Genomic DNA, 26,339 nt, shown 5'->3' with positions numbered 1-26,339 from the left:
CTCATGGAGACATGATCGAAACACAGGCAATCAAGGAAAGCATCGACGACTTTCTCGCACGACAGACCGCCGACGTGGAGCGCGTGATCCGCAAGGCGGCCGCAGAAGAGATCACCCCGCGGTTCCGGCAGCTCGCCGACGACGACGTCACCCAGAAGAGCGCCCCGCACGACCTCGTGACCGTCGCCGACCGCCGCGCCGAGGAGTTCCTGACCCGCGAGCTGCCGGCCCTGCTCCCCGGCTCCGTCGTCGTCGGCGAGGAAGCGGTCCACGCCGACCCCGACTCGTACGGCGCCATAGCCGGCACGGCACCGGTGTGGATCGTCGATCCCGTCGACGGGACACGGCAGTACGTGCACGGGGACCCCGGCTTCTGCACGCTCGTCGCGCTCGCCCTGGACGGCGTGGTGCTCGCCTCGTGGACGTACGCCCCCGCGCTCGACGAGTGCGCGGTGGCGGTCCGCGGCAAGGGCGCCACCCTGAACGGCGAGCCCCTGCGCGCCGGGGCCCCCGAGCCCGGCCGCCCCCTGACCGTCGCCACGTCCCACCCGGACTTCACCACCGACGAGCAGAAGCGTTCCCTCCTCGGCCTGGTCGCCGACGGCTTCGCCCCGCGCCCCTGCGGTTCCGCCGGCCTCGAGTATCTGGCGGTGGCCCGCGGCGCCCTCGACGCCGTCGCGTTCACCTGGGAACTCGCGTGGGACCACGCGGCGGGCCTGCTCCTGGTCGAGGAGGCGGGCGGCGCGCACGCCACCCGCGACGGCGTCCCGTTCAGCATCACCGGAGGCAACGCCCTGCCCTTCACCGCGGCGCGTGACGAAGCCACGGCACGCCGGGTGGCGGACGTCCTCGCCCACGCGATCTGATCGTCCCCGGCGCTGTCGCGGGCGGCCGCGGCCCCGGCACCGCCGGTGACGCGGCATATCCTGAGCGGCACTGGCCACCGGCTGACGAAGGAGTCCGAAGGTGCCGTCGATGCTCGATGCCGTCGTCGTGGGGGCGGGCCCCAACGGTCTGACCGCTGCCGTGGAGCTGGCCCGCCGCGGCTTCTCCGTGGCCGTGTTCGAGGCCAAGGGCACCGTCGGCGGCGGTGCCCGCACCGAGGAGCTGACCCTCCCCGGCTTCCGGCACGACCCGTGCTCCGCCGCGCACCCGCTGGGCATCAACTCGCCCGCGTTCCGCGCCATGCCCCTCGACCGGTACGGCCTGGAGTGGCTCCAGCCGCAGCTGCCGATGGCCCACCCCTTCCCCGACGGCGGCGCCGCCGTCCTCGCCCGCTCCGTCGCCGAGACGGCGGCCTCCTTCGGGCCGCGGGACGCGGGCACCTACCGCAGGCTCGTGGCGCCCTTCACCGCGCGCTGGGACGCCCTCGTGCGGGACTTCATGGCGCTGCCCCTGACCGCGCTGCCCCGCGACCCCCTGCTGCTCGCCCGGTTCGGGCTCGTGGGCCTGCCGCCGTCGACGTGGCTGACGCGCCGCTTCCGGGACGAGCGGGCGCGCACCCTGTTCGCCGGGCTCGTCGCCCACGTCATGGCGCCGCTCGGCGGCTTCGCGACCGGCGCCGTCGGCCTGGTCTTCGCGCTCGCCGCGCACGCGCGCGGGTGGCCCGTCGCCCGCGGCGGCTCCCAGTCGATCTCCGACGCCCTCACCGGGTACCTCACCGACCTCGGCGGCATCGTCCACACCGACTACGAGGTCAAGCGGCTCGACGACCTGCCGCCCGCCCGCGCGTACGTCTTCGACACCTCGCCCACCGCCCTCGCGAGGATCGCGGGCCTCGGACACTCCTACGACGGCTTCCGGTACGGCCCCGGCGTCTTCAAGATCGACTACGCGCTCGACGGGCCGATGCCGTGGACCGCGCCGCAGGCGCGCGTCGCCGGAACCGTCCAGATCGGCGCGGACAGCGCCGAGATCGGCACGGCGCTGCGGGCCGCGTCCCGCCAGGGCGTCGCGCCGGAGAAGCCGTTCCTCATCACCGTGCAGCCGAGCGTCGTCGACCCCTCCCGGGCGCCCGCGGGCAAGCAGGTCTTCTGGGCCTACGGCCATGTGCCCCACGGCTGGGACGGCGACCTCACCGACGCCGTCGAGCGGCAGCTGGAGCGCTTCGCGCCCGGCTTCCGCGACCGGGTCCTCGCCCGCGCGACCGCCGGGCCGCCGCAACTCGCCACCCGCAACGCCAACTACGTGGGCGGCGACATCGCCTGCGGCGCGGCGAGCGGACTCCAGCTCCTGCTGCGCCCCCGCCTCACCGCCTTCCCGTACCGCACGCGGCACCCGGCCGTCTTCCTCTGCTCCTCGGCGACACCGCCGGGACCCGGCGTGCACGGCATGTCGGGGCACAACGCGGCGAAGGCGGTCTGGAAGCACCTGCGCGGCACGACGTGACCACCGGCCACGCGCCACCCCCCTCGCTCCGCCGGCCCCGGAGAGGCCGGCCTCCGGGCCGCACGACCGCCCACTCCCCGGAGAGGCCGGCCCCCGGCCCTCCGGGCCGCACGACCGCCCACTCCCCTCCACCCCAGGAGGCCCCGTGACCGCCCGCCTCACCCTCGTCCAGGGCGACCTCACCCGGCAGCACGCCGACGCCCTCGTGAACGCCGCGAACTCCTCGCTGCTCGGCGGCGGAGGCGTCGACGGGGCCGTCCACCGGCACGGCGGCCCCGACATCCTCGCCGCCTGCCGTGCCCTGCGCGCCTCCCGGTACGGCAGGGGGCTGCCGACCGGGCAGGCGGTGGCGACCACCGCGGGGCGCCTCGCGGCGGACCACGTCATCCACACCGTCGGACCCGTGTGGTCGGCCACCGAGGACCGCTCCGCGCTCCTCGCCTCCTGCCACCGCGAGTCCCTGCGCGTCGCGGCCGGGCTCGGAGCCCGCACGGTCGCCTTCCCCGCGATCTCCACCGGGGTGTACCGCTGGCCGCTGGACGACGCCGCGCGCATCGCCGTCGGCACGGTCCGGGACGCCCTGGCCGCGGCACCGGACGACTTCGACGAGGTGCGCTTCGTCCTCTTCGACGAGACCGCGTACGGGGCGTTCGAACGGGCCCTGGCCGACCGAGGCTGATGTCGTATTCCCGCCAGCCCGGCGCGGCCGGATCCCCGATGCTTGACCCATGACGATCGCGCCGCACCCCACATCCCGCGCCTGTGAGGCCCCCGGCCCGGGGGCGGCCCTCACGTCTTCCGCCCCGCCGGCCGCACAGCCGCGGGACGCCGCCGGGCGGGCGGAGGCGCAGGATGCCGCCGTGCCCGCGGAGGGCGGTGCCACTGCCCCGCACACCCCCCGTGCGACAACCGCCCCCGCGGGGATGCACGGGGACTTCGACCGGTGCGTGCGGGCCGTGCAGTCCAAGGACGCCCGGTTCGACGGATGGTTCTTCACCGCCGTCCTGACGACCAGGATCTACTGCCGGCCCAGCTGCCCCGTCGTGCCGCCGAAACCCGCGAACATGAGCTTCCACCCCAGCGCGGCCGCCTGCCAGCAGGCCGGGTTCCGGGCCTGCAAGCGCTGCCGCCCCGACAGCAGCCCGGGGTCGCCCGAGTGGAACCAGCGCGCGGACCTCGTCGCCCGCGCGATGCGGCTGATCGGTGACGGCGTCGTCGACCGCGAGGGCGTCCCCGGCCTCGCCCAGCGCCTCGGCTACAGCACCCGCCAGGTGGAACGGCAGCTCCGCGCCGAGCTCGGCGCCGGACCGCTCGCCCTCGCCCGCGCCCAGCGCGCCCAGACCGCGCGGCTCCTCATCGAGACCACCACCCTGCCGATGGCACGGATCGCCTTCGGCGCCGGCTTCTCCTCGATCCGCACGTTCAACGACACGGTCCGCGAGGTCTTCGCCCTCGCCCCCGGTGAACTCCGGGAGCGCGCGGCCAGGCGGCACACCGCGGGCCGGGGCCGCAGCGCCGCCGGAACCGAGGGCGCCACGGGCGGCCCGGGACCCGCGGGCACCCTCTCGCTGCGGCTGCCGTTCCGCGCGCCGCTGAACCCCGACAACCTCTTCGGACACCTCGCCGCCACGGCCGTGCCGGGCGTGGAGGAATGGCGCGGCGGCGCCTATCGGCGCACCCTGCGACTGCCCTACGGTCATGGCATCGTGGCCCTCACCCCGCACCCCGACCACATCGGTTGCAGGCTCACCCTCACCGATCCGCGCGACCTGACCCTCGCGATCAGCCGCTGCCGCCGCCTGCTCGACCTCGACGCCGACCCCGTCGCCGTCGACGGTCAGCTCGCCGACGACCCGCTGCTCGCCCCGCTCGTCGCCAAGGCACCGGGACGCCGGGTGCCCCGCACCGTGGACGAGGCCGAGTTCGCCGTGCGCGCCGTCCTCGGCCAGCAGGTCTCCACGGCCGCCGCCCGCACCCACGCCGCCCGCCTGGTCACCGCGCACGGCGAACCCGTCGACGACCCCGAGGGCGGCCTCACCCACCTGTTCCCGGCGCCCGAGGCCCTCGCCGCCCTCGACCCGGAATCGCTCGCGCTGCCCAGGAGCCGCCGCACGACCCTGACGACACTGGTGCGCCACCTCGCCGACGGCACCCTCCGCCTGGGGGTCGAGAACGACTGGGAGCGGGCCCGCGCCCAGCTCACCGCGCTGCCCGGCTTCGGGCCGTGGACGACGGAGGTCATCGCGATGCGGGCGCTCGGCGACCCCGACGCCTTCCTGCCGTCCGACCTCGGCATCCGGCGCGCCGCCCAGGCACTCGGCCTGCCGCACACCCCCGCGGCACTCACGGCGCGCGCGGCCGCCTGGCGCCCCTGGCGGGCCTACGCCGTGCAGTACCTGTGGGCCACCGACGACCACGCCATCAACCATCTCCCCGCATGAAGGAACTCACCGCCCCCACAAGGGCACTCACCGCATAAGGCATCCACCATGCACCGTCAGCACCACGTCATCGACAGCCCCTACGGGGCGCTCACCCTCGTCGCCACCGACGGCACCCTGAGCGGTCTCTACATGACCGACCAGCGCCACCGGCCCGCCGAGGAGACCTTCGGCGACCGCGACCCTGCGCCCTTCGACCCGACCGTCGCCCAGCTGGAGGCCTACTTCGCGGGCGACCTCAAGGAGTTCGACCTGCCGCTGCGCCTCGACGGCACCCCGTTCCAGCGCTCCGTGTGGCAGCAGCTCCTGGAGATCCCCTACGGCCGGACCCGTTCGTACGGCGAGCTGGCCGCGGCCCTGGGCAAGCCCGCGGCCTCCCGCGCGGTCGGCCTCGCCAACGGCAAGAACCCCATCAGCATCATCGTGCCCTGCCACCGCGTCATCGGCGCGGGCGGCTCCCTGACCGGATACGGCGGCGGGCTCGACCGCAAGAAGCAGCTCCTCGCGTTCGAGAGCGGGGCCTTCGCGGACGGCGTCTTCGCGAGCGGCGCGGCCGAGAGCGGCAGCACGCTGTTCTAGGCGCCACGCACCCCCGGGCCCCGGGGGGGGGCTACCGCCCCGAGACGGACGGCGCCGGGTCAGCCGGCCCGGCGTCCGTTCTCCAGCTCCACCGCCCCTGTACCCGCGGCCAGCGCGTCGAGAGCGGCGGACACCCGGCCGGCGAGCTGCGGGAGAAGGTGGTCCGAGAGGTCCTCGGGGGCGACGAGCCGCCAGGAGAGCAGTTCCTCCTCCTGGAGCCGGATCGCCTCGAACCGGTCGTCGGGCAGCACCCCGCCGTCGTACAGGAACGCCACCAGCGGCGGCCGCTCCGCCGTGCCCGACACCCAGTCCACGGCGAGCAGCCCGCCCGGCTCGACGTCCAGGCCGATCTCCTCCGCGGTCTCGCGGAACGCGCCCTGGCGCGGACTCTCGCCGTCGTCCGACTCCACGGTTCCGCCGGGCAGCGCCCAGCCCTCCCGGTAGTTGGGCTCGACGAGCAGGACGCGCCCCGCCCGGTCCCGGATGACGGTGGCGGCCCCGGCGAGGACGCGGGGGAGACCCGCGATGTATGTGGCGTAGTCGAGAGTGGTCACGGGGCGAAGCGTAGTCCGCCGTCCCGGGCACGGGCCGCGAGGTGATCGATCATCTCGGTGGCGAGCGGCAGGGACATCACCCGCCATGGGGCGACATTCCCCGCCATTGCGTCGAGGGTACGGGCCGATGGCCATGGGCAGCGGGCCCCTCCTGCGGTTATGGTCGCAGCGGCGCGACTGCCTTGACGCGAGCAAGGCCCGGAAAGCAAGGGGAATGCAAGGTGGCGGACGCTGCAGTGACGGCGCGGGACGGCGCGGGACACGGCGCCGGGAGCACGGGCCGCGGCCATGTGCTGATCGCCGCGGACAAGTTCAAGGGCTCCCTGACGGGCGCCCAGGTGGCGCAGCGCGTGACGGCGGGGCTGCACGAGGTGGACCCGGACCTGCCGGTGCGGGCGCTGCCCGTGGCGGACGGCGGCGACGGCACCGTCGAGGCGGCCGTGGCCGCCGGTTTCGAACGCCGGGAGGCGCGGGTCACCGGACCGCTCGGCGAGCAGGTGGCGGCGGCGTACGCGCTGCGGGAGGGCACCGCCGTCGTGGAGATGGCCGAGGCCTCGGGGCTGCAACTGCTGCCCGAGGGGACGTTCGCGCCGCTCACCGCGACGACGTACGGCAGCGGGGAGCTGCTGCGCGCCGCGCTCGACGCGGGGGCGCGCACGATCGTGTTCGGTGTCGGCGGCAGCGCCACGACCGACGGCGGAGCGGGCATGCTGGCCGCGCTCGGAGCCCGGTTCCTCGACGCCGACGGGCAGCCCGTCGGGCCCGGCGGCGGCCCGCTGCGGGAGCTGGCGTCCGCCGACCTGTCCGGCCTCGACCCGCGCCTCGCCAATGTCGACGTGGTGCTCGCCAGCGACGTCGACAACCCCCTGACGGGGCCGAAGGGCGCGCCCGCCGTGTACGGGCCGCAGAAGGGCGCGGGGCCCGAGGACGTGGCGGCGCTCGACGTCGCCCTCGCGCACTTCGCGCGGGTCCTGGCACGCGATGCCTCCCCGAGGGCCCTGGAGTACGCGGACGCGCCGGGCGCCGGTGCGGCCGGCGGCATCGGGTACGGGGCGCTCGTGGGCCTCGGGGCGTCGTTCAGGCCCGGCATCGAGGTGATGCTCGACGTACTGGGCTTCGCGCCCGCCCTTGCCGGGGCGGCGCTCGTCATCACGGGGGAGGGCTCCCTCGACGAGCAGACCCTGCACGGCAAGGCTCCCGCCGGGGTCGCGGCGGCGGCCCGCGCCGCCGGGGTCGAGGTCGTCGCCGTCTGCGGGCGGCTCGCGCTGCCCCCCTCGGCCCTCGGCGCCGCAGGGATCCGCCGCGCCTATGCCCTCACCGACATCGAGCCGGACGTCTCCCGCTGCGTGTCCGAGGCGGGCCCCCTCCTGGAACGCCTCGCCGCCGGCATCGCCAGGGACTTCCTGAGCTGACCCGCCCGAGCTGACCCGCCCGCTCGCAGCGGAGCGCGCAAAGGAGAGGGGGCCCGAACCATGTGGTTCGGGCCCCCTCCGGGCAACGTGACGAGCGCCGTTACGGCAGCTGCGCGGCCCGTGCCTCACGACGGTTGTCCCGGAAGTTGTTCACCCGGCGGGCCGTGGCGAACAGCGGGATCACCGCGCCGAGCACGAGCTGGAGCGCGCACCCGGTCTGGAGCAGCAGCTGCCCACCGGGCGCGTCGAAGGCCCAGGCGGCGAGCAGCCCCATCGCGGCGACGATCCAGGCGAGCATGGCGACCGCGAGCGGCCCGCGCGGCTTCGGGTACTCGACCCGGCTGACCATCAGCCAGGCGGTGCCGATGATCGCGAGGAGCGTGGCGACGAAGGGCAGCTCCAGAAGCACGATCGAGACCACGGTCAGCGCCCCGAAGGGGGACGGCATCCCCTGGAACACCCCGTCGCGCAGGGTGACGCAGGAGAACCGCGCAAGCCGCAGCACCACCGCCAGCAGGACCACGATCGCGCCGACGGCCGCCACCCGCTGGTGGGCGTCGTCGGCGACCATCCCGTACACGAGGACGAAGTACGCCGGGGCGAGTCCGAAGCTGATCAGGTCCGAGAGGTTGTCCAGCTCGGCGCCCATCGGCGAGGACCGCAGCTTGCGGGCCACGAGCCCGTCGAACAGGTCGAAGACCGCCGCGCACAGCATCAGGATCACGGCCGTCGCCGCGCTGTGACGGGCCATGCCCGACTCGTCACTGCCGGTGAGGTGCGGGATCAGGATGCCGGTGGTGGTGAAGTACACCGCCATGAAGCCGCAGGTGGCGTTGCCGAGGGTGAGGGTGTCCGCTATTGAGAGGCGCAGCGAGAGCGGCATGTCCTCTTCGGCATCGTCCACGCCGGTCACGCCGTTCACGCCGTTGTCCGGGGACTCGGGCACCCAGCCCGCCGGTGTCTCGGGATCAGTCACGGTCAATGCGAGTCACCCCAGCCACGGTCTTCTGCCCCACCTCGACGTCCACCTCGACGCCCTCGGGCAGGTAGATGTCGACACGCGAGCCGAAGCGGATCAGGCCGATGCGCTCGCCCTGCTCCAGTTTCGTGCCCTGGGGCACGTACGGCACGATGCGCCGGGCGACGGCACCGGCGATCTGGATCATCTCGATGTCGCCGAGCTCGGTGTCGAAGTGCCAGACAACGCGCTCGTTGTTCTCGCTCTCCTTGTTGAACGCCGGGACGAAACCGCCCGGGACGTGCTCGACGGACGTCACCGTGCCGGCCAGCGGCGCGCGGTTGACGTGGACGTTCAGCGGGCTCATGAAGATCGCGACGCGGGTGCGCCCGTCCTTCCACGGCATGATGCTCTGGACGACGCCGTCGGCCGGCGAGATGACCCGGCCAGGGGTGATCTCGCGCTCGGGGTCGCGGAAGAACCACAGCATGCCCGCCGCGAGCGCGGTGGTGGGCACGGCGATCGCGGCCGCGCCCTTGGAGCGGCGCGACCTGGCCAGGCTGAGTGCCGCGGTGGCGACGGTCGGCAGGAGCCACGGCGATGCTCCGCGCGCGAGGCGTCCACCGAGGAAGCTGACGCGAGGTGCAGAGGTTTGGCTGTGGGGCATGGATGACCTTCGTAGCGGATGATGCCGCACTGCATACGGGGGGACGGCGGCTTTCCCGGGATCGTATCGGTTGCGAGCCACAACTGGGCAAGCCAGGAAGCCGAGTCGGCCGCCGGAGCGTGCTGACTGGGTGTGATCTTCTTCTCGATAAAATCTCGAAGAAATCGCCCCAAGTCGGACATTCAGCCCTGGAATCGATACTCTTCGAGGAGTCGACGGCCAATGATCATTTTCTGGATCTCGGCGGTACCTTCACCGATCAGGAGCATGGGCGCCTCCCGGTAGAGGCGCTCGATTTCGTACTCCTTCGAGAAGCCGTAGCCGCCGTGGATCCTGAATGCGTCCTCCACCACTTCTTTGCAGTACTCGGACGCCAGATACTTGGCCATCCCCGCTTCGAGGTCGTTTCGCTCCCCGGAGTCCTTTTTGCGTGCTGCGTTCACCATCATGGCATGGGCGGCCTCGACCTTGGTAGCCATCTCGGCGAGCTTGAACTGAATTGCCTGGTGGTGGGCTATGGGCTTGCCGAAAGTGTGGCGTTGCTGGGCGTAGGAGATGCCCAGCTCGAAGGCACGCTGGGCGACACCGCAGCCACGCGCGGCGACATTCACGCGGCCGACTTCGACCCCGTCCATCATGTGGTAAAACCCTCGTCCGGTCGTTCCGCCGAGTACGCGATTGGCCGGAATGCGCAGGCCATCCATGATCAGCTCGGTGGTGTCGACGCCCTTGTAGCCCATCTTGTCGATCTTCCCGGGAATGGTGAGCCCCGGCCGCACCTCGCCGAAGCCCGACTCCTTCTCCACGAGGAACGTCGTCATCGACTTGTGCGGGGCCGTTCCCTCGGAGTGTCCTTCGTCACTTCTGACGAGAACGGCAACCAGCGTTGACGAACCGCCGTTCGTCAGCCACATCTTCTGACCGTTCAGGACATACTCGTCGCCGTCCCTGACCGCCTTCGACGTGATCGCCGCCACGTCCGAGCCGAGCGCGGGCTCCGACATCGAGAACGCGCCCCGCACCTCGCCCGTCGCCATGCGCGGCAGGAAGTACTCCTTCTGCTCCCGCGTGCCGTGCTGCTTGAGCATGTAGGCCACGATGAAGTGGGTGTTGATGATGCCGGACACCGACATCCAGCCGCGCGCTATCTCCTCCACGCACAGCGCGTACGTCAGGAGCGACTCACCCAGACCTCCGTACTCCTCGGGGATCATCAGGCCGAACAGGCCCAACTCCTTGAGCCCGTCGACGATCGCCTGCGGATACTCGTCGCGGTGCTCCAGAGCGGTCGCCACCGGAATGATCTCTTTGTCGACGAAATCCCTGACGGTGGACAGGATTTCCTGCTGGATATCGGTCAGACCGGCGGTCCGGGCGAGACGCGGCATGGCTACTTCTCCGTCTTCTTCTCCACGGGGGCGGGCTTCTCCGCGGGTGCGGGCCGCACTGCTGCGGCGGGCTTCTCCGCCGCGGGCGCGGCCGGCTCCGGCCGGCCGGGCTGTTCGCCGCCGCGCTCCTTGACGTACGTCTCGGTGGGCACCATCACCTTGCGGCGGAAGACGCACACCAGCGTGCCGTCCTGCTTGTATCCCCTGGTCTCCACATGGACGATCCCGCGGTCCGACTTGGACCTCGACGGCGTCTTGTCCAGGACCGTCGTCTCGCCGTACAGCGTGTCGCCGTGGAACGTCGGCGCCACGTGCTTCAGCGACTCGATCTCCAGGTTCGCGATCGCCTTGCCCGAGACGTCCGGCACCGACATGCCGAGCAGCAGCGAGTAGATGTAGTTCCCGACGACGACGTTCCTGCCGAAGTCCGTCGTGCTCTGCGCGTAGTTGCTGTCCAGGTGCAGCGGGTGATGGTTCATGGTGAGCAGACAGAAGAGGTGGTCGTCGTACTCCGTGACCGTCTTGCCGGGCCAGTGCTTGTACACGGCGCCAACTTCGAACTCCTCGTATGAGCGGCCGAATTGCATGATCCCTACGCCTCCGGGGCCTCGAACTTGCTGGTGCGCCGCATGCCGGCCGCGCGGCCCTTGCCGGAGACCACCAGGGCCATCTTCCGGCTGGCCTCGTCGATCATCTCGTCGCCGAGCATCGCCGAGCCCTTCTTGCCGCCCGCCTCGGACGTGCAGTACGCGTACGCGTCCAGGATCAGCTCGGCGTGGTCGTAGTCCTCCTGGGACGGCGAGAACACCTCGTTGGCGGCCTCCACCTGGCCCGGGTGCAGCACCCACTTGCCGTCGAAGCCGAGCGCGGCCGCCCGCCCCGCCACCTCGCGGTAGCCGTCGACGTTCTTGATCTGGAGGTACGGGCCGTCGATCGCCTGGAGGTCGTGCGTACGGGCCGCCATCAGGATGCGCATCAGGATGTAGTGATAGGCGTCCGCGGGGTAGCCGGGCGGCTGCTCGCCCACGACGAGGGACTTCATGTTGATCGATGCCATGAAGTCGGCCGGGCCGAAGATGATCGTCTCAATACGTGACGAGGCCGCCGCGATCTCGTCAACATTGACCAGACCCTTCGCGTTCTCGATCTGCGCCTCGATGCCGATCCGGCCGACCTCGAAGCCCATCGTCTTCTCGATCTGCGTGAGCAGCAGGTCGAGCGCCACGATCTGCTGCGCGTCCTGCACCTTCGGCAGCATGATGCAGTCAAGGTTGGGGCCCGCGCCCTCAACAACGGTCACGACGTCCCGGTACGTCCACTCGGTCGTCCAGTCGTTGACGCGCACGGCCCGGGTCTTGCCCGTCCAGTCGCCCTCGTTGAGGAACTTGACGATCGTGTGCCGTGCCTCGGGCTTGGCGAGCGGCGCGCAGGCGTCCTCCAGGTCCAGGAACACCTGGTCGGCGGGCAGGCCCTGGGCCTTCTCCAGGAAGCGCGGGTTCGAGCCGGGCACGGCCAGGCAGGAGCGGCGCGGACGGAGCCGGTCCACGGCACCGGACTGCGGCTTGGACGGGGTCATGCGGGGACCTCCAGGGGGTCGAGGTGGTTCGCTTTGCGGATCTCGTCGACGATACGGCCGATGATCTCCGTGATGCCGAAGTCCTTGGGGGTGAACACGGCGGCCACGCCCGCCGCCCTCAGGTCCTCGGCGTCGCTGCCGGGAATGATGCCGCCGGCGATCACAGGGATGTCGTGGGCGCCCGCGGCGCGCAGCCGCTCCAGGACGTCCGGCACGAGCTGCGCGTGCGAGCCGGAGAGGATCGACAGGCCCACTGCGTGCACGTCCTCCGCGAGGGCCGCGTCCACGATCTGCTCGGGCGTGAGCCGGATGCCCTGGTAGACGACCTCGAAGCCGGCGTCGCGTGCGCGCACCGCGATCTGCTCGGCGCCGTTGGAGTGCCCGTCGAGGCCCGGCTTGCCGACGAGGAAGCGCAGCTTGCCGGTGCTGAGGTCGGCGGCGGTCTTCTCGACCTTCTCGCGGACGAGGGCGAGCGGGGTGCCCGCCTCCGCCGTGACGGCCACCGGAGCCCCCGAGACGCCCGTGGGCGCCCGGAACTCCCCGAAGACCTCCCGCAGGGCCCCGGCCCACTCCCCGGTCGTCACACCGGCGCGTGCGCACTCCAGGGTGGCCTCCATCAGGTTGCCGGTGCCCGCGGCGACCTCCCTGAGCCGGTCGAGTGCCTGCCCGACGGTCGGGAAGTGGAACGGGTCGCCGAGGCCCTGCCGGTCCGAGGACTCCTGGCGGGTGGTGCGCCAGGCGCCGATGGCGTCCACGACCCGGGCCTCCACCTCCTTGTCGACCGTCATGATCGCCGTGTCCAGGTCCGCGGTGAGCGGGCTCGGCTCGGTCGCCTCGAAGGCGTTCACACCGATGATCTTGTCCTCGCCCGCCTCGATCCGCGCCCGGCGCTCCGCGTGCGAGGACACCAGCTGCGCCTTCAGATAGCCGGACTCGACGGCGGCCATCGCGCCGCCCATCTGCTCGATCCGGTCCATCTCCGTCAGGGACTCCTCGACGAGGGCGTCGACCTTGGCCTCGACGACGTGCGAGCCCGCGAAGATGTCCTCGTACTCCAGGAGGTCGCTCTCATGGGCGAGGACCTGCTGGATGCGCAGCGACCACTGCTGGTCCCAGGGCCGGGGCAGGCCGAGCGCCTCGTTCCAGGCGGGCAACTGCACGGCACGCGCGCGGGCGTCCTTCGACAGTGTGACGGCGAGCATCTCCAGGACGATGCGCTGCACGTTGTTCTCCGGCTGCGCCTCGGTCAGGCCGAGCGAGTTGACCTGCACGCCGTAGCGGAACCGCCGCTGCTTGGGGTCGGTGATGCCGTACCGCTGCCGCGCCACCTGGTCCCAGATGCGCCCGAAGGCCCGCATCTTGCACATCTCCTCGATGAACCGCACACCGGCGTTCACGAAGAACGAGATCCGCGCGACGACGTCGCCGAACTTCTCCTCGGGCACCTGCCCGGAGTCGCGCACCGCGTCGAGCACCGCGACCGCCGTGCTCATCGCGTACGCGATCTCCTGGACCGGGGTGGCCCCCGCCTCCTGGAGGTGGTAGCTGCAGATGTTGATCGGGTTCCACTTGGGGATGTGCGCCACCGTGTACGTGATCATGTCGGTGGTCAGGCGCAGGCTCGGCCCCGGCGGGAAGACGTGGGTGCCGCGCGACAGGTACTCCTTGACGATGTCGTTCTGCGTCGTCCCCTGGAGGCTCGCGATGTCGGCGCCCTGCTCCTCGGCGACGACCTGGTAGAGCGCGAGCAGCCACATGGCGGTCGCGTTGATCGTCATGGAGGTGTTCATCTGCTCCAGGGGGATGTCCTGGAACAGCCGCCGCATGTCGCCGAGGTGGGACACCGGGACGCCGACCCGGCCCACCTCCCCGCGCGCGAGGATGTGGTCCGGGTCGTACCCGGTCTGCGTCGGCAGGTCGAAGGCGACCGAGAGACCGGTCTGCCCCTTGGCGAGGTTGCGTCGGTAGAGCTCGTTGGAGGCCTCGGCCGTGGAGTGACCGGCGTAGGTGCGCATCAGCCACGGCCGGTCCTTCTGACGCTCGGTCATGTGTGGGTGCCCGCCCCTCAGATGTCGCGGAACCGGTTGATGGCGTCGATGTGCCGGGCGCGCTTGTCGTGGTCGCGCACTCCGAGGCCCTCCTCGGGCGCGAGCGCGAGCACGCCGACCTTGCCCTGGTGCAGATTGCGGTGCACGTCGTAGGCGGCTTGCCCGGTGTCCGCCAGGGAGTAGACCTTGGAGAGCGTCGGGTGGATCTTGCCCTTGGCGATCAGCCGGTTGGCCTCCCAGGCCTCGCGGTAGTTGGCGAAGTGCGAGCCGATGATGCGCTTCAGGGACATCCACAGATAGCGGTTGTCGTACTCGTGGAGATAGCCCGACGTCGACGCGCAGGTGGTGATGGTGCCGCCCTTGCGGGTGACGTACACGGAGGCGCCGAAGGTCTCGCGGCCGGGGTGCTCGAAGACGATGTCGATGTCCTCGCCGCCGGTCAGCTCGCGGATGCGCTTGCCGAAGCGCTTCCACTCCTTGGGGTCCTGGGCGTGCTCGTCCTTCCAGAACCGGTAGCCCTCGGCGTTGCGGTCGATGATGGCGTCGGCGCCCATGGCGCGGCAGATCCCGGCCTTCTGCGGCGAGGAGACGACACAGATGGGGTTGGCGCCGCCCGCGAGCGCGAACTGGGTGGCGTACGAGCCGAGTCCGCCGCTCGCGCCCCAGATCAGGACGTTGTCGCCCTGCTTCATGCCGGCGCCGTTGCGGGAGACGAGCTGCCGGTAGGCGGTGGAGTTCACCAGGCCGGGAGCGGCGGCCTCCTCCCAGCTCAGGTGGTCCGGCTTGGGCATCAGCTGGTTGGACTTGACAAGGGCGATCTCCGCGAGGCCGCCGAAGTTGGTCTCGAAGCCCCAGATGCGCTGCTCGGGGTCGAGCATCGTGTCGTTGTGCCCGTCGGACGACTCCAGCTCCACCGACAGGCAGTGCGCGACGACTTCGTCGCCGGGGCGCCAGGCGTTGACTCCGGGTCCTGTGCGCAGCACGACGCCCGCGAGGTCGGAGCCGATGATGTGGTACGGCAGGTCGTGGCGCCTGGAGAGGTCGCTGAGCTTGCCGTAGCGCTCCAGGAAGCCGAAGGTCGACAGCGGCTCGAAGATCGACGTCCACACCGAGTTGTAGTTCACGGAGGACGCCATCACAGCCACCAGGGCCTCGCCGGGGCCGAGTTCGGGCACGGGGACCTCGTCCAGGTGCAGTGACTTGCGCGGGTCCTTGTCGCGCGTGGCGAGCCCGGTGAACATCTCCGTCTCGTCCTTGTGCACGGTCACGGCGCGGTACGACTCGGGCAGCGGCAGTGCGGCGTAGTCGGCGGCCGTGGTGTCCGGCGACTGGATCGCGTCCAGGATTTCCTGCATGGGGTGCCTCCGGCGAAGGGCGCTTTCGAGGGAGCGCTCTGAGGGGTACGTCGGGGTGTTCCTTGAAGAGGGGTGGTGCCGTCGGTTCGGCGGAGGTGGTGCTGTGGCGGCGCCGTGGTGGGGCGCGCGGGGTGCCTGTGACGCAGGCGTCCGGGCGCGCTCGCCTGAGGCTCGCGGGGACAGTCGGCAGGGGGAGGTTCTCCCTCCGCCGGCCGCCCGGACAACATCAACGTATGACACCGCGTGCCAGTCGGCAAGACACTCAGTGCCAAGAGTTTGTCTCAGTTGTCGAGGGGGGCCTTCATCTGAGCGATGATCGATCATTGCAGGTCAGATGGGGTTTCGGCGCCGCCTGGGGGGGCCGGAAAAGCATCGGCGCCGCGCGCCTCGTCCTCAAACGCCGGACGGGCTGAAACCCACCGGACCTGGCGTGGAATTTCAGCCCGTCCGGCGTTTGAGGACAAGCAGCGCAGCGGCGATATGGAGGTGTCAGGCCCGGGTGCGCAGTGCCTTCTCGATGGTGCGCATGACCTCGTCGAGGGGGGCGTCCGTGCGGGCCACGGTCACGAGGACCTCGCCGCCGTCGGACACGGTGGCCGCCGCCGTGGTGGAACCCGTGTCCCGGCCGGCGGGGATCCCGGTGCCGAAGGTCCGCCGGACGATGCCGAAGGCGTGGTCGAGGTGGGCCTCCACGTCGCCCTGGCCGCCGGCGCGCAGCCACCGCCGCAGGACGTGGTTGTGGGCCGTCACCACGGCGGACGCCGCCACCTCCGCGAGCAGCGGATCGTCGTTGCCGTGGTGGTGCGCGTGCTCGTCGAAGTGGCCGAGGAGATAGCGCGTGAAGAGGCGTTCGTAGCGCGCCACCGAGGCGATCTCGCGCTCGCGCAGCGTCGGCACCTCCCGCGTGAGGCGGTAGCGCTCCACGGAGACGGCGGGCGAGGCCGCGTACATCTTCATGACTTCCTTGATGCCGCGGCACACGGTGTCGAGCGGGTGCTCGTGCGCCGGTGCCGCGTTCAGGACCGCCTCGGCGCGGATCAAGGTGTCGTCGTGGTCGGGGAAGATCGCCTCTTCCTTGGAGCGGAAGTGGCGGAAGAAGGTGCGGCGGGCCACCCCGGCCGCGGCGGCGATCTCGTCGACCGTCGTCGCCTCGTAGCCCTTGGAGGCGAACAGTTCCATCGCGGCGGCCGCCAGCTCGCGGCGCATCTTGAGCCGTTGGGCGGCGGCGCGGCTGCCCGCGGCGCTCTCCGGAGCGTCGGGCGCAGCTGTCGTACGAGAGGTCTTGGCGGCCTTGGGCATGCCCCGAACGTACTGCATGTGCGCAGCTGAGTGCGGATGCGGGACGGTGCTGCCCGACGGTTCGAGCAGCCCGCCCCAGTCCGCGCGCTCGGCGCGCACCGTCCTCCGTGCTCTGGGTCCGGGGTCCGCGCGCCATTCAGCGCCGGGCATATTCGCGGAAGCCACGGCCCGTCTTGCGGCCGAGGCAGCCCGCGGCCACCAGGTGTTCGAGCAGCGGCGCGGGCGCGAGACCCGGCTCGCGGAACTCGTGGTGCAGGACCTTCTCGATGGCGAGCGAGACGTCCAGACCGACGACGTCCAGGAGCTCGAAGGGGCCCATGGGGTAGCCCCCGCCCAGCTTCATCGCGGCGTCGATGTCGTCCAGGGACGCGTAGTGCTCCTCGACCATCTTGATCGCGTTGTTCAGGTACGGGAAGAGCAGCGCGTTCACGATGAAGCCGGCCCGGTCGCCGCAGTCCACCGGGTGCTTCTTGATCGACGCGCACACCTCGCGGGCGGTGGCGTGCACCTCGTCCTCGGTCAGGACGGTGCGCACGACCTCGACGAGCTTCATCGCCGGGGCCGGGTTGAAGAAGTGCAGGCCGATCACGTCGCCGGGGCGGGAGGTGGCGCGGGCGCAGGCGACGACCGGCAGCGAGGACGTGGTGGTGGCGAGGACCGCGCCCGGCTTGCAGACCTTGTCGAGCGTCGTGAACAGCTGCCGCTTGACCTCCAGGTCCTCCGCGACCGCCTCCAGGGCGAGATCGACGTCGCCGAACGCCTCGTACGACCCGCCCGGCCTGATCCGGTCCAGGGTCCTCGCCGCCGCCTCCGGCGTCGTGCGTCCCTTGTCGACGGAGCGCGCGAGGGACTTGCCGACCCGTGCCTTGGCCGCCGCGGCCTTCTCCTCGCTGCGGGCCACGAGCACCACGTCGTACCCGGCCTTGGCGAAGACCTCCGCGATGCCGGACGCCATGGTGCCGGACCCGGCGACACCGACGGAGCGGACCTCGCGCCCGCGCGCCTGCCGGGTGCCCTCCAGCGGTGTCGCGGAGTCCCGCACCACCTCGCCGCCGCCCGACTCCGCGTACGTGTAGAAGCCGCGGCCCGACTTGCGCCCCGTCAGGCCCGCCTCGCTGAGCTGCTTGAGGATCGGGGCGGGCGCGTGCAGCCGGTCCCGCGACTCGGCGTACATCGCGTCGAGGACCGTGCGGGCCGTGTCGACGCCGATCAGGTCGAGCAGCGCGAGCGGGCCCATCGGCAGACCGCAGCCGAGCCGCATCGCGGCGTCGATGTCCTCCCTGCTCGCGTACTTGGCCTCGTACATCGCCGCCGCCTGGTTGAGGTAGCCGAAGAGCAGCCCGTCGGCGACGAAACCGGGGCGGTCGCCGACGGCCACGGGCTCCTTGCCGAGCGCGTGCGCCAGCTCCGTGACGGCGGCGACGGCGGTCGGCGCGGTGAGCACGGACGACACGACCTCGACGAGCTTCATCGCCGGGGCCGGGTTGAAGAAGTGCAGGCCCAACACCCGCTCGGGGTGCGCGGACTCGGCCGCGAGCCGGGTCACCGAGAGCGCGTTGGTGCCGGTGGCGAGGATCGTGTCGGACCGCACGACGCCGTCGAGCTCACGGAAGACCTGCTGCTTGATCTCGTACGACTCCGGGACGACCTCGACGACCAGGTCGGCGTCGGCCGCGGCGCGCAGGTCGGTGAAGGTCCGGAAGCGGGCGAGGGCGTCCTCGCGCTCGCGCTCGGTGATCCGCTCACGGCGCACGGCGCGCGCCGTGGACGCCTCCAGGGAGGCGACGGCGTGGGCGGCGGCCCGCTCGCTGATGTCGATGCCGATGACCTCGCGGCCCGCGCGGGCGAGGACTTCGGCGATGCCCGTGCCCATCGTGCCCAGGCCGACGACGGCGACCGTGTTGAGGGGATTGACGGTGTTGATGGGGTGGCGAGGAGCGTCCATGGGTGGACTCCAGGAAGTGAGTGACGACTGAGGGCGCACGCGCACGGCGCGTGGCGAGGAGCGCGCCGGGCACGGGACGCGCGCGCGGGCGTGGTGACCACGCAAGCGGGCGTGAAGTGGCATACGGCGTGCGGGATGTGCGTGAGGGAAGAACCGGCGGGCCCTGTCCCGGAGCCACACCGTCCTGCGGTACATGCGTACCGGTACATGCGTACCGAACCGACAACACTCGCGACGGCTGCGTCACCAGGCCGTCATGAGCCGAGATGCTGAGAGGGAACTGCTCACGGGGAGTGTGCCCCGCTCACATGAGATTAACCCGTGAGTAACGAGCGCGCCAGCCCCCGGTGTCTGTGACCTCCGTCGCGACTAGGCTCGCTGCATGGATGCGGAGTTGCGGACGGTGACGGATCGCTTACGACGCGAGGCAGCGGCGTCGGGCGCGGTGGATCTGTACGGGAGACTGCTGGCGGTCGGTGAGCCGGACGAGCTCGCGGAGACGCTGCACGCCCCCGGACAGCCGCTGTGGGCGCGGGAGTTGGCAGCGGTCAGGCTGGGCCTCCTGGGGGACCGGAGGGCCTTCGAGTCCCTGGTCCTGCTGCTCAACCACCGGGATCCGCCGCGCTGCGCCGCCGCCGCGTACGCCCTGGCGCGCCTCGGCGACCCGCGTACCGCGCGCGCGGCGGCCGCCCTCGCGACGAACGAGCTGCGGGTGGCCTACGCCCTGCATCCCGTGCGGCTGCTCACGGAGCTGCGGGCCCCGGAGTCGGCGCCCGCGCTGATCGTCACGCTCCAGCGCCGTCTCACGCCCAACGACCCCTACGGCAAGGTCGCCCTCGCGTGCGTGGAAGGGCTCGGCGCGCTCGGGGACGCGCGGGCCATACCGGTGCTCACGGCCGCGTCCGGCAACCCGCGGCTCGCGGCGGCGGCCGCGGCGGCGCTGGCCCGGGTGACGGTGCGCGCGCAGGGGTCCTGAGGCCGCCCGGACCCGCGCCCGGCGGCCCGGTCGGCGGGCGCCACCCGGGGATCACCGCCAACGCCTAGATCTCCATCAGGAATTCGGGCGACACCAGGGCCGCGACCTGGACGGCCGACGCGGCGGGCAGGCGGGCGGGGTCGAGGAAGACGTCCCGTGCCGCCCGGACCGCAGGCATGTACGCCCCGTCCGTGCCGCGTGGGTGGCACCCGGGTCATGCCCGCCCCGCCCGTGCCACGTGGGTGGCACCCGGGTCACGCCCGCCCCGCCCGTGCCACGTGGCCGGGGTGTCAGCCGCGGGAGCCCATCATGCCGTGCAGGTCCGCTCCCGGGCTGCCGGTCACGTCCGGGCCGCCGCTCGCAGCGGGGCCGTTGTCCCGCACGCCCCGGGCCGCGCTCCTCGGCTTGGGCTCGGGCAGGCGCTCGCACACCGCGTCGGCCTCACCCGCGCTGCCGCGCGGCACCTCGCCGGACGTCAGATACCTCGCCAGATGCCGGTCCAGGCAGGCGTTCCCGCTCAGGGTGACGCCGTGGTTGCCGCCGCCCTGCTCCACCACCAGGCTGGAACCGCGCAGCTTGTGGTGCATCGTGACCGCGCCCCCGTACGGGGTGGCCGCGTCGTCGGTCGCCTGGAGCAGCAGCACCGGCGGCAGGTCGGGGTTCGACACGTCCACCGGGTCGCGGGACGGCACCTGCCAGAACGCGCACGGAGCGTTGTACCAGGCGTTGTTCCAGGCCATGAAGGGCGACTTCGCGTGCACCCGCCAGTTGTCACGGCCCCACCGCGCCCAGTCGCGCGGCCAGCCCGCGTCCCGGCAGTTCACGGCGGCGTAGACCGAGTAACTGTTCTCGCCCGCCGCGTCCTGCGCGCCGAGCCTCTCGTACGCCCGCACGAGCGGAGCCGTCTTCCCGCCGTGCGCGTACGCCGAGAACGCCTCGGCCAGCATCGGCCAGTAGCCGTCGAAGTAGCCGCCCGGCAGGAAGGTGTCCTCCAGCTCGGCCGCGCCGACCTTCTTGCCGGCCGGGCTGTGGGTGAGGGCGGCGCGCATGGCGTTCCACCGCGCCTGGACCCGCGCCGGGTCCGAGCCGAGCCGGTACTTCGCGTGGTGCTTGGCCGTCCAGGCGAGGAAGGCCTGGTGGCGGGCCTCGAAGGCGTGGTCCTGGGTGAGGTTGGCGTCGTACCAGACCTGGTGCGGGTCGACCACGGAGTCCAGGGCCATGCGGCGGACCCGGTCGGGGAAGAGCTTCGCGTACACGGCGCCCAGGTAGGTGCCGTACGAGTAGCCGAAGTAGCTGATCCGCTGCGCGCCGAGGCGTGCTCGAATCACGTCCAGGTCCCTGGCCGCGCTCACCGTGTCGATGAACGGCAGCACGTCCGCGTACTTGGTGGCGCATGCCTGCGCGAACGCGCGCGCCCGGTCGACGCCTGCCTTCTCCAGGGAGGGCGTGTACGGCACCGAGGCGGGCCTGACCGGGGCGAAGTGGCCGGGGCGGCAGTTCAGGGCGGGCTTGCTGCGGCCGACGCCGCGCGGGTCGAAGCCGATGACGTCGTAGCCCGCGGCCGCCTTCTTCGGCAGCGCGTCGGCGACGAAGCCGGCCATGGCCAGACCGCTGCCGCCGGGGCCGCCGGGGTTCACCAGGAGCGGGCCGCGGTAGTGCTTCGCGGTGTGCGGGATCCGCGAGAGGGCCAGCGTGATCTTCCGGCCGTGCGGCCGGTCGTGGTCGAGGGGGACCTGTACGGACGCGCACTGGAGCGTGGGGTGGTCCTTCGTGGCGCACTTCTTCCACGCGAGGTGGTGCGGGGTGTGCGCGGCGCGGGGCGCGGCCGGCGCGGTGGTGCCCGCGGCGGACGGGACCGCCGCGACCAGACCGGTCACCAGGACGGCGGCGCCGCACAGCGAGACGGCAGTTGCTCTCATCGAGCCTCCCAGGGCGAGGGTGCGGGGCCGCGAGGCCCACGACCCCCGCGGCATCGTTGCCGAAAGCCCGTCCGGAAGAAGCCGATCGATGCGGCAATGACCTGAAAGGAGCATGGCGAAGCCCGCGATGGCCCAGCGCGTTCGCCGGTCCGCCCGCACGGCTCGGCGCCGGCCCGTCACAGCAGCGTGAGCTGGGTGCCCTCCGGTGCGGGCAGCGGCTGCCGCGGCTCGGGTATGCGGCGGGCCGTGCCCGCGCGGGCGGGGCCGATGCCGAACTCGCGGGCCAGGTCGTGCACGTGGCGGGTGATCCGCCGCTGGTACCACTTCGGGGCGTAGGCGCCGTCCGCGTACAGGCGCTCGTACCGCCGCACCAGGTGCGGATGGTGCTCGGCGAGCCAGGCCACGAACCACTCGCGCGCGCCCGGCCGCAGATGCAGCACCAGCGGTGTCACCGACGCCGCCCCGGCCTCGGCGATCGCCCGCACGGTGGCCCGCAGCTGGTCCGGGTGGTCGCCGAGGAACGGGACCACCGGCGCCATCAGGACGCCGCAGCCGATGCCGTGCCCGCTCAGGGTGCGCACGACCTCCAGACGGCGGCCGGGGGCGGGGGTGCCCGGCTCGACCGTGCGCCACAGCTGCTCGTCCACGAAGCCCACGGACACCGAGATGCCCACGTCCGTGACGGCGGCGGCCTGCCGCAGCAGGTCGAGGTCGCGCAGGATCAGCGTGCCCTTGGTGAGGATCGAGAACGGGTTGGCGTGGTCGCGCAGCGCCTCGATGATGCCCGGCATCAGCGTGTACCTGCCCTCCGCGCGCTGGTAGCAGTCGACGTTGGTGCCCATCGCGATGTGCTCGCCGTGCCAGCGGGGCGAGGCGAGGCGGTGGCGCAGCAGCTCGGGGGCGTTGACCTTGACCACGATCTGGCTGTCGAAGCCGAGACCGGTGTCCAGGTCGAGATAGCTGTGCGTCTTGCGGGCGAAGCAGTACACGCACGCGTGCGTGCAGCCGCGGTAGGGGTTCACCGTCCACTCGAAGGGCATGCGCGAGGCCCCCGGCACCCGGTTCACGATCGACTTCGCCCGGATCTCGTGGAAGGTGATCCCGCGGAACCCGGGGGTGTCCGTCCTGGTGGTCACCGCGTCGGCGCCGAACAGGGCGGCGTCCGCCGCGGCCCCTCGCGGGCCGTCGGACAGGTTCTCCCAGCGCATGGCGCCTCCTCCGTGACAGTGAACAGCACCCACCACAGAATAGAACACACGTTCCCTTGATCGTGCGACCGTGATGCCGACCCCGATTTGGGGCGCCGGTGTGCGGGGTGGTTGGCTGACGGTCCCACCCGCGAGACACCTACAACTGCTGGAGGAAACGCAATGGCGCAGGTCGAGGCGGTCACGGAGCGCATCATCGCGGCACGGCCGGAGGACGTCTTCGATGCGCTGGCCGACTACAGCGGCACCCGTCCGAAGATCCTCTCCGAGCACTTCAGCGAGTACGAGGTGCGCGAGGGCGGCGACGGCGAGGGCACCCTCGTGCACTGGAAGCTCCAGGCCACCAGCAAGCGCGTCCGCGACTGCCTGCTGGATGTGACCGAGCCCACCGACGGCGAGCTCGTCGAGAAGGACCGCAACTCGTCCATGATCACCACCTGGCGGGTCACCCCGGCCGGGGAGGGCGCCGCGCGCGTCGTCGTGACCACGGTGTGGGACGGCGCGGGCGGCATCGGCGGCTTCTTCGAGAAGACCTTCGCCCCCAAGGGGCTCGGCCGGATCTACGACGCCGTGCTCGGCAAGCTCGCCGCCGAAGTCGAGAAGTAGCCCCGCGCACGGCGGACCGGCCGCTTCCGGTCCGCCGGGTCGCGGCGGGGCGGGCCGTTGCTGCGCGCCAAGCCGCGGCGGGCCGGGCCGTTCCCGCCCGCCGGGCCGCGGCGGGGTGAGCCGCTTCCGTCCCGCCGGGGCTGCGGCGGGGTGAGCCGCTTCCGTCCCGCCGGGGCTGCGGCGGGGTGAGCCGCTTCCGTCCCGCCGGAGCTGCGGCGGGGCGGACCACTCCCGCCCCGCCAACTCCCGTACCCCCTCAGTGTTGTTGCCCCGCTCACCGTTTCGAGTGGTTCTCGGAACGGCCCAGTTGTCCGCCGCAGGGCTCCCACCGGCGCGAACGCGCGCCGGTGCGCGCCCGGTGCGACTCGTTGCGCTTGCGCGGTTGTGCCTATGTTGTCGCGTAATGCGAGAAATGGGCGGCGCGGGCGCGACGAGGGGAGCACCAGGTGGGCGGGACGACGCTGGCGATGGGCGCCGGGCACGGTGAACGGGCGGTCGCCCACACCCCGTTGGGGGCCCCGGAGCAGGATCAGTCCCGGCAGCCGCCGCCCGCGCCACCGGACGCCGCGCGGCAGGCCGCGCACGGGCTCTCACCCGCCCGCGTCCGCATGGTCTTCTTCGGCCTCATGCTGGCCCTGCTGCTCGCCGCGCTCGAGCAGATGATCGTCGCGACCGCGCTGCCGAAGATCGTCGGTGAGCTGCACGGCCTGGACCGGATGCCCTGGGCGATCACCGCCTACCTGCTGACCTCCACCGTCGGCCTGCCCATCTACGGAAAGCTCGGCGACCTCTACGGCCGCAAGGGCGTCTTCCAGTTCGCCATCGTCGTCTTCGTCGTCGGCTCCGCGCTCGCGGGCTGGTCCCGCACCATGGACCAGCTCATCGCCTTCCGGGCCCTCCAGGGCGTCGGCGCGGGCGGTCTCATGATCGGCGTCCAGGCGATCATCGCGGACATCGTGCCGCCCCGCGCGCGTGGCCGCTACATGGGCATGATCGGCGCCTCCTTCGGCCTCGCCTCCGTCGCGGGGCCGCTGCTCGGCGGCTTCTTCACCGACCATGTCTCCTGGCGCTGGTGCTTCTACTTCAACGTGCCCTTCGGCCTGGTCACGCTGTTGGTCGTCGCCGTCGTCCTGAAGCTTCCCGAGCCCGCCGCGCGCGGCAGGTTCGACGTGCTCGGCGCCCTGCTCCTCGTCGCCGCCTCCACCTGCCTGGTCCTGCTGACCAGTTGGGGCGGCACCGAACACGCCTGGGGCTCACGCGTGATCCTCGGGCTCGCCGCGGGCGCCGCCGTCTCCACCCTGCTCTTCCTCCTCGTCGAACGCTTCGCGGCAGAACCGATCATCCCGCTGCGCCTGTTCCGTGACTCGGTCTTCACCCTCACGGGCCTGGTGGGTCTCGTCGTCGGAGTGGCCCTCTTCGGAGCGGCCAGCTACCTGCCGACCTACCTCCAGATGGTCGACGGGGCGAGCGCCACGGAATCCGGGCTCCTGATGCTCCCGATGATGGGCGCAGTAGTCGGCGCGTCGATCGTCGCGGGGCAGCTCATCAGCCATACCGGGCGCTACCGGATCTACCCGGTGCTCGGCAGCGCCCTCTCCGTGGTGGGCATGTACCTCCTCTCCCGACTCGAAACCGACACGCCCCGGCTCCAGTACAGCATCTGGATGGCCGTCCTCGGAGCCGGAGTCGGCCTGGTCATGCCGGTCCTGATCCTCGCCGTGCAGAACGCCGTGCCGCCGGCCGACCTCGGCACCGCGACCAGCGCCAACAACTACTTCCGGCAGATCGGCGGCAGCGTCGGCGCCGCGGTCTTCGGCACCCTCTTCGCCGACCGCCTCACCGACGCCCTCGCGGGACGGCTGCCCGCGGGCGCCGAGCTTCCCGACGCCGAATCCATCACCCCGCAACTCGTCCACGCGCTGCCCGCCCCGCTGCGCGAGGGCTACATCCAGGCGTACGCGGACGCCATGCCGCGGATCTTCCTCTACCTGGTCCCCGTCCTCGTCCTCGGCCTGCTGCTCGCCTGCTTCCTCAAGGAGACCCCCCTCTTGTCCAGCGCCGTGTCGCCCACAACCCCGCAGTCCCCGCAGTCACAGCAGGTCCCGCACGCCCCCGGCGCCCCGGGTCCCGCCTGTGCGCCCCCCGCCGAGGCCGCCGTCCCTGCCGCGCGCTCCGCGTACGCCGCGGGACTGCCGGTCTGCGGCACCGTGCAGCACCCGGACGGCACCGTCGTGCCGCGCGCCGCCCTGACGCTCATCGACGTCACGGGCCGTCAGATCGGGCGCGGCGCGAGCGGCGAGGACGGGCGGTACGCGCTGGCGACGCCGGGGTCCGGCTCGTTCGTCCTGATCGCCGCGGCGGGCGGCCACCAGCCGCAGGCCGTCACGGTCACCGTCGGCGAACGCCCCGTGGAGCTCGACGTGGTCCTCGGCGGCGCGGGGCGGCTCGCGGGCAGCGTCCTCACCGCCGACGGCACGCCCGTACGGGACGCCGCCGTGACCCTCACCGACGTGCGCGGCGAGGTGGTCGCCGCCACCCGCAGCGGACGCGAGGGCGGCTATGTGATCACGGAGCTGGTCGCGGGCGAGTACACCCTGGCCGCCAGCGCGCCCGCGTTCCGCCCCGCCGCGCTGCCCGTCAGCGTGCAGGCGTCCAGGGAGACCCGCCAGGACATCGAACTCGCCGGGGGAGCGGTGCTGCGCGGCACCGTGCGGGCCGGGGCCGGACGGCCCGTCGAGGACGCCCGTGTGACGCTCCTGGACGCCGCGGGCAACGTCGTGGACACCCTCACCACCGGCCCCGACGGCACCTTCCGTTTCATCGATCTCTCCTCCGGCGAGTACACGGTGATCGCGGCCGGATATCCCCCGGTCGCCACGGTCCTCCAGATGGCGGGCGGCGGCCGCACGGAGCGGGACCTGCAACTGGGACACGAGGACTGAGGGCTGAGGACCGAAGAGCCCGGGCCGCACCCCGCGCGGCCGCGGGGTGCGGGGCCCGCTCCGGCGGCGCCCCCGCCG

21 protein-coding genes and 1 pseudogene are annotated in these 26,339 nt (G+C 72.4%); 9 read left to right on the top strand and 13 right to left on the bottom strand.

The annotated features are described in order from the left end of the window. The first annotated feature begins 11 nt into the window (after nt 1-11). The 5 genes from GPA10_RS21735 (at nt 12) to GPA10_RS21715 (ending at nt 5,408) form a co-directional block, all read left to right on the top strand. A complete protein-coding gene (locus GPA10_RS21735) occupies nt 12-866 on the top strand; it encodes an inositol monophosphatase family protein (protein ID WP_157166927.1) in 855 nt (284 codons plus the stop codon). A 109-nt stretch (nt 867-975) separates the two neighbouring features. Beyond that, a complete protein-coding gene (locus GPA10_RS21730) occupies nt 976-2,388 on the top strand; it encodes a phytoene desaturase family protein (protein ID WP_157166926.1) in 1,413 nt (470 codons plus the stop codon). Nucleotides 2,389-2,533: 145 nt separating this feature from the next. Beyond that, nucleotides 2,534-3,067: an O-acetyl-ADP-ribose deacetylase gene (locus GPA10_RS21725; protein ID WP_343041185.1), complete on the top strand. Its 534-nt coding sequence runs from the start codon at nt 2,534-2,536 to the stop codon at nt 3,065-3,067. Between the two features lie 244 nt (nt 3,068-3,311). Next, nucleotides 3,312-4,829, top strand: coding sequence for an AlkA N-terminal domain-containing protein (locus GPA10_RS21720; protein ID WP_157166988.1), 1,518 nt, complete (start codon nt 3,312-3,314; stop codon nt 4,827-4,829). A gap of 48 nt (nt 4,830-4,877) precedes the next feature. Then, nucleotides 4,878-5,408, top strand: a complete 531-nt coding sequence (locus GPA10_RS21715; protein ID WP_157166925.1) for a methylated-DNA--[protein]-cysteine S-methyltransferase — start codon at nt 4,878-4,880, stop codon at nt 5,406-5,408. Nucleotides 5,409-5,467: 59 nt separating this feature from the next. Here the strand turns inward: GPA10_RS21715 and GPA10_RS21710 are convergent, their stop codons facing one another. Beyond that, nucleotides 5,468-5,962, bottom strand: coding sequence for an NUDIX domain-containing protein (locus GPA10_RS21710; RefSeq protein ID WP_058851251.1), 495 nt, complete (start codon nt 5,960-5,962; stop codon nt 5,468-5,470). A 236-nt stretch (nt 5,963-6,198) separates the two neighbouring features. Here GPA10_RS21710 and GPA10_RS21705 point away from each other — a divergent pair, with 236 nt between their 5' ends. Next, nucleotides 6,199-7,374 carry a glycerate kinase gene (locus GPA10_RS21705; RefSeq protein ID WP_425505797.1) on the top strand — a complete coding sequence of 392 codons (1,176 nt, stop codon included), beginning with the start codon at nt 6,199-6,201 and terminating at the stop codon, nt 7,372-7,374. A gap of 100 nt (nt 7,375-7,474) precedes the next feature. Here the strand turns inward: GPA10_RS21705 and pssA are convergent, their stop codons facing one another. The 9 genes from pssA to GPA10_RS21660 all read right to left on the bottom strand — a co-directional run bounded on the left by pssA (nt 7,475) and on the right by GPA10_RS21660 (nt 18,610). Then, nucleotides 7,475-8,356, bottom strand: coding sequence for a CDP-diacylglycerol--serine O-phosphatidyltransferase (pssA, locus tag GPA10_RS21700; protein WP_157166923.1), 882 nt, complete (start codon nt 8,354-8,356; stop codon nt 7,475-7,477). After that, entirely contained in the window at nt 8,343-8,999 is a 657-nt protein-coding gene (locus tag GPA10_RS21695; protein WP_058851253.1) for a phosphatidylserine decarboxylase, read from the bottom strand. The genes pssA and GPA10_RS21695 overlap by 14 nt, the downstream gene beginning before the upstream one ends. A gap of 182 nt (nt 9,000-9,181) precedes the next feature. After that, nucleotides 9,182-10,387 (bottom strand): acyl-CoA dehydrogenase family protein, encoded by a 1,206-nt coding sequence (locus GPA10_RS21690; RefSeq protein ID WP_157166922.1) that lies wholly within the window; start codon nt 10,385-10,387, stop codon nt 9,182-9,184. 2 nt (nt 10,388-10,389) lie between these two features. Next, a complete protein-coding gene (locus GPA10_RS21685; RefSeq protein WP_246259516.1) occupies nt 10,390-10,974 on the bottom strand; it encodes a MaoC family dehydratase in 585 nt (194 codons plus the stop codon). Between the two features lie 5 nt (nt 10,975-10,979). Next, the gene (locus GPA10_RS21680; RefSeq protein WP_157166921.1) at nt 10,980-11,963 is read right to left on the bottom strand and encodes an HpcH/HpaI aldolase/citrate lyase family protein; all 984 of its coding nucleotides are present in this window, start codon (nt 11,961-11,963) and stop codon (nt 10,980-10,982) included. Beyond that, nucleotides 11,960-14,011: a protein meaA gene (locus tag GPA10_RS21675; protein WP_157166920.1), complete on the bottom strand. Its 2,052-nt coding sequence runs from the start codon at nt 14,009-14,011 to the stop codon at nt 11,960-11,962. Before GPA10_RS21675 ends, GPA10_RS21680 begins: the two co-directional genes overlap by 4 nt. Nucleotides 14,012-14,028: 17 nt before the next feature. Continuing rightward, entirely contained in the window at nt 14,029-15,366 is a 1,338-nt protein-coding gene (gene ccrA / locus GPA10_RS21670) for a crotonyl-CoA carboxylase/reductase (protein ID WP_058851257.1), read from the bottom strand. A gap of 489 nt (nt 15,367-15,855) precedes the next feature. Beyond that, on the bottom strand, nt 15,856-16,665 hold the full coding sequence (locus GPA10_RS21665) for a TetR family transcriptional regulator (RefSeq protein ID WP_058851360.1): 810 nt from the start codon (nt 16,663-16,665) through the stop codon (nt 15,856-15,858). Nucleotides 16,666-16,801: 136 nt separating this feature from the next. Further along, nucleotides 16,802-18,610 (bottom strand): 3-hydroxyacyl-CoA dehydrogenase family protein, encoded by a 1,809-nt coding sequence (locus GPA10_RS21660; RefSeq protein WP_157166919.1) that lies wholly within the window; start codon nt 18,608-18,610, stop codon nt 16,802-16,804. 382 nt (nt 18,611-18,992) lie between these two features. Here GPA10_RS21660 and GPA10_RS21655 point away from each other — a divergent pair, with 382 nt between their 5' ends. Next, nucleotides 18,993-19,586 carry a HEAT repeat domain-containing protein gene (locus GPA10_RS21655; RefSeq protein WP_058851259.1) on the top strand — a complete coding sequence of 198 codons (594 nt, stop codon included), beginning with the start codon at nt 18,993-18,995 and terminating at the stop codon, nt 19,584-19,586. A gap of 64 nt (nt 19,587-19,650) precedes the next feature. Here the strand turns inward: GPA10_RS21655 and GPA10_RS21650 are convergent. The 3 genes and pseudogenes from GPA10_RS21650 to GPA10_RS21640 form a co-directional block, all read right to left on the bottom strand. Beyond that, nucleotides 19,651-19,779 (bottom strand): annotated as a pseudogene (locus GPA10_RS21650) (RidA family protein); the annotation flags it as partial. Between the two features lie 97 nt (nt 19,780-19,876). Beyond that, complete coding sequence (locus GPA10_RS21645) at nt 19,877-21,505, bottom strand: alpha/beta hydrolase (RefSeq protein ID WP_157166918.1); 1,629 nt, start codon at nt 21,503-21,505, stop codon at nt 19,877-19,879. A 176-nt stretch (nt 21,506-21,681) separates the two neighbouring features. Next, nucleotides 21,682-22,713, bottom strand: a complete 1,032-nt coding sequence (locus tag GPA10_RS21640; protein WP_157166917.1) for an Rv2578c family radical SAM protein — start codon at nt 22,711-22,713, stop codon at nt 21,682-21,684. 162 nt (nt 22,714-22,875) lie between these two features. Between GPA10_RS21640 and GPA10_RS21635 the strand changes: the two genes are divergently transcribed. Together GPA10_RS21635 and GPA10_RS21630 are read left to right on the top strand one after the other, a co-directional pair. Then, nucleotides 22,876-23,319, top strand: a complete 444-nt coding sequence (locus tag GPA10_RS21635) for an SRPBCC family protein (protein ID WP_157166916.1) — start codon at nt 22,876-22,878, stop codon at nt 23,317-23,319. A 467-nt stretch (nt 23,320-23,786) separates the two neighbouring features. Beyond that, nucleotides 23,787-26,261 (top strand): MFS transporter, encoded by a 2,475-nt coding sequence (locus GPA10_RS21630; protein WP_157166986.1) that lies wholly within the window; start codon nt 23,787-23,789, stop codon nt 26,259-26,261. Nucleotides 26,262-26,339 lie beyond the last annotated feature (78 nt).

Origin of the sequence: Streptomyces typhae, assembly GCF_009755605.1 — a bacterium.
In the GTDB taxonomy this organism is placed as follows: Bacteria; Actinomycetota; Actinomycetes; order Streptomycetales; family Streptomycetaceae; genus Streptomyces; species Streptomyces typhae.
Note: the sequence above shows the minus strand (reverse complement) of the source record. Positions and strands in the feature narration are given on the sequence as shown.

Excerpts from the sequence above, each read along its gene's own strand:
- GPA10_RS21690 (WP_157166922.1), bottom strand. The coding sequence starts at position 10,387 with ATGCCGCGTCTCGCCCGGACCGCCGGTCTGACCGATATCCAGCAGGAA.
- GPA10_RS21665 (WP_058851360.1), bottom strand. The coding sequence starts at position 16,665 with ATGCCCAAGGCCGCCAAGACCTCTCGTACGACAGCTGCGCCCGACGCT.
- GPA10_RS21655 (WP_058851259.1), top strand. The coding sequence starts at position 18,993 with ATGGATGCGGAGTTGCGGACGGTGACGGATCGCTTACGACGCGAGGCA.
- GPA10_RS21675 (WP_157166920.1), bottom strand. The coding sequence starts at position 14,011 with ATGACCGAGCGTCAGAAGGACCGGCCGTGGCTGATGCGCACCTACGCC.
- GPA10_RS21685 (WP_246259516.1), bottom strand. The coding sequence starts at position 10,974 with ATGCAATTCGGCCGCTCATACGAGGAGTTCGAAGTTGGCGCCGTGTAC.
- GPA10_RS21680 (WP_157166921.1), bottom strand. The coding sequence starts at position 11,963 with ATGACCCCGTCCAAGCCGCAGTCCGGTGCCGTGGACCGGCTCCGTCCG.
- GPA10_RS21695 (WP_058851253.1), bottom strand. The coding sequence starts at position 8,999 with ATGCCCCACAGCCAAACCTCTGCACCTCGCGTCAGCTTCCTCGGTGGA.
- GPA10_RS21715 (WP_157166925.1), top strand. The coding sequence starts at position 4,878 with ATGCACCGTCAGCACCACGTCATCGACAGCCCCTACGGGGCGCTCACC.
- GPA10_RS21630 (WP_157166986.1), top strand. The coding sequence starts at position 23,787 with ATGGGCGCCGGGCACGGTGAACGGGCGGTCGCCCACACCCCGTTGGGG.
- GPA10_RS21660 (WP_157166919.1), bottom strand. The coding sequence starts at position 18,610 with ATGGACGCTCCTCGCCACCCCATCAACACCGTCAATCCCCTCAACACG.
- GPA10_RS21720 (WP_157166988.1), top strand. The coding sequence starts at position 3,312 with ATGCACGGGGACTTCGACCGGTGCGTGCGGGCCGTGCAGTCCAAGGAC.
- GPA10_RS21635 (WP_157166916.1), top strand. The coding sequence starts at position 22,876 with ATGGCGCAGGTCGAGGCGGTCACGGAGCGCATCATCGCGGCACGGCCG.
- GPA10_RS21735 (WP_157166927.1), top strand. The coding sequence starts at position 12 with ATGATCGAAACACAGGCAATCAAGGAAAGCATCGACGACTTTCTCGCA.
- GPA10_RS21730 (WP_157166926.1), top strand. The coding sequence starts at position 976 with ATGCTCGATGCCGTCGTCGTGGGGGCGGGCCCCAACGGTCTGACCGCT.
- ccrA (WP_058851257.1), bottom strand. The coding sequence starts at position 15,366 with ATGCAGGAAATCCTGGACGCGATCCAGTCGCCGGACACCACGGCCGCC.
- GPA10_RS21640 (WP_157166917.1), bottom strand. The coding sequence starts at position 22,713 with ATGCGCTGGGAGAACCTGTCCGACGGCCCGCGAGGGGCCGCGGCGGAC.
- GPA10_RS21645 (WP_157166918.1), bottom strand. The coding sequence starts at position 21,505 with ATGAGAGCAACTGCCGTCTCGCTGTGCGGCGCCGCCGTCCTGGTGACC.